Raw genomic sequence first — 1954 nt, forward strand, 5'->3', positions numbered from 1 at the left:
CACAAAACCAGTTTTGCGTGGCTCTCAGGGTTAAATTTATGTAACTCTAGAACGGGATATCATCAGAAAAATCAAGTGGGGGTTCATTGGTCTGTTTAGCTGGCGCAGGAGCACTGCCCCCGCTGAATTTTGGGGCTTCTTGAGCTTGTCCCTGTCCACTTTGATCTGTTGCTGGAGCATCCCCATTTCGCCCCCCTAACATTTGCATTGACCCGCCGATATTAACAACAATCTCTGTTGAATAACGGTCTTGACCACTTTGATCTTGCCATTTACGGGTTTGCAAAGAACCTTCAATATACACTTGTGAACCTTTTTTCAGGTATTCTCCGGCAATCTCGGCTAGTTTGCCGAAAATCACCACCCGATGCCATTCGGTTTTTTCCCGCATCTCGTTAGTTTGCTTGTCTCGCCACGTTTCAGACGTTGCAAGGGATAGATTCGCTACCGCACCACCATTAGGCATATAGCGGATTTCAGGATCTTGCCCTAAATTACCAATAAGAATGACTTTATTTACGCCTCTGCTAGCCATATTTTGCTCCTTATTACCTTGATTAATGGTTTGACTGGTATTCCGGCAATATGATGTCTTTATTTACTAAGACATTAAATTTATACCCTGCTCTGATGTGTAACGTAGGCTGAATATTCAGATTTCGGCGCACAACTTCTGTACCAACGGTAGACCACTGTCTACCTATTTCAGCAATCATCTGCTCTCTTGCCGTCATACCATTGTTACCGTTATTACTATTATTATCAGGTTGAGAAAGCTGGAACCCTGCACCAATAATCGCAAGTAACGTTGCATTACCAAAGATGCGTAAATAATGATTGTTAACCTCATCGTTAAAGCCGGATTGCCCCATGCCATCTGTTCCCCCCATATTACCAAGGGCAAGTGTTGAAGTATCTGGGAACTGGACTCTGTTCCAGACGACTAACACGCGCTCTTGCCCCATAGCTACTTGTGAATCATAAGAGCCGATGAGTTTTGAACCTCTTGGGATCAGTATTTTTCTGCCTGTTAAACTGTCGCGCACATCTTCGGTTATCTGTGCGGTAATTAATCCCGGTAAATCAGAATTGATTTCTGTAACAAGTACCGCCGGTAAAATCATTCCGGCCTTGATTTCAGTCCGAGACAACGCGGCTTCTCTTGTTTGAGTTGAGTAGCCAAAGGTACGTTCTGTATTCACAAATTTTTCTTTGTTTTGCTGCATGTTGGCATACAATTCTCCGTTTTCCTCTTTCGAGGCGGCGGCGAGTTGCTCTGCAATTGAGGCATAGTCTGGAGCTGAACTACCACGCGCCGGACTGTTATTATCACTGAGCGCATCAACCCGCACCGTTGTTTTGCTGTTTAGTGCCTCCATATAGGCTTGTTGTTTCATCCTTAAAACATTTTCCGCAAATTGATCACGTTCCTGTGATTGAGTCTGTGTGCTATTAGATTGTGGCTGACTCACATTTTCTGTTTGTGTTGTTCCAGTTGCAGATGGGGCTTTATCTGGTGTTGCAGGGGGTGTTTGTAAGTCAGTATTTTCTCTGAATCGGGAACGATACAGATTAGCCTCATAGGATGGGTCAGCAGGATCACCTAATTTATCTTTGGCATCTTCGTAACTTTGCGTTTGACTATCGGTATTGTTCCCTAAACTCATAATAGAAATAAAAACAACAAAAATAATGAGGACAGCAGCAAATCCTATCGTCATTAATAATTTTTGTTTTTTAGTGAGTTTCTTATTTTGTGAGGGGTTAGCCATGATTAACATCCTCGGTTTTATTTTGAATGGAAACCTCACCAATTTTATTTAATTGATAGTCATAAGGTTGGTTAATTCTGTATTTATCCGTAATAATTGAAAGAGAATAAATATCCGGCGTTATTTTCTTCACAATTATGCCCATATTTATTTTTTTATAGTTTATTTTGTCTTCTTTATTT

Annotated in this window: 3 protein-coding genes; all 3 read right to left on the reverse strand. The window is 41.6% G+C overall.

What is annotated here, in order from left to right:
* Positions 1-46 precede the first annotated feature (46 nt).
* Positions 47-535 carry a single-stranded DNA-binding protein gene (locus tag BBW68_RS12780; protein ID WP_070135654.1) on the reverse strand — a complete coding sequence of 163 codons (489 nt, stop codon included), beginning with the start codon at positions 533-535 and terminating at the stop codon, positions 47-49.
* 22 nt (positions 536-557) lie between these two features.
* A complete protein-coding gene (locus tag BBW68_RS12785; protein WP_070135655.1) occupies positions 558-1772 on the reverse strand; it encodes a TraB/TrbI/VirB10 family type IV secretion system protein in 1215 nt (404 codons plus the stop codon).
* Positions 1765-1954, reverse strand: a 190-nt coding sequence (locus BBW68_RS18920) for a hypothetical protein (RefSeq protein ID WP_186821335.1), incomplete at its 5' end; no start/stop codon positions are given. The genes BBW68_RS12785 and BBW68_RS18920, both read right to left, overlap by 8 nt.

Origin of the sequence: Candidatus Erwinia dacicola, from assembly GCF_001756855.1 — a bacterium.
GTDB classification, from domain to species: domain Bacteria; phylum Pseudomonadota; class Gammaproteobacteria; order Enterobacterales; family Enterobacteriaceae; genus Erwinia; species Erwinia dacicola.

Coding starts and splice junctions, on each gene's coding strand:
- BBW68_RS12780 (WP_070135654.1), bottom strand. CDS start 535: ATGGCTAGCAGAGGCGTAAATAAAGTCATTCTTATTGGTAATTTAGGG.
- BBW68_RS12785 (WP_070135655.1), bottom strand. CDS start 1,772: ATGGCTAACCCCTCACAAAATAAGAAACTCACTAAAAAACAAAAATTA.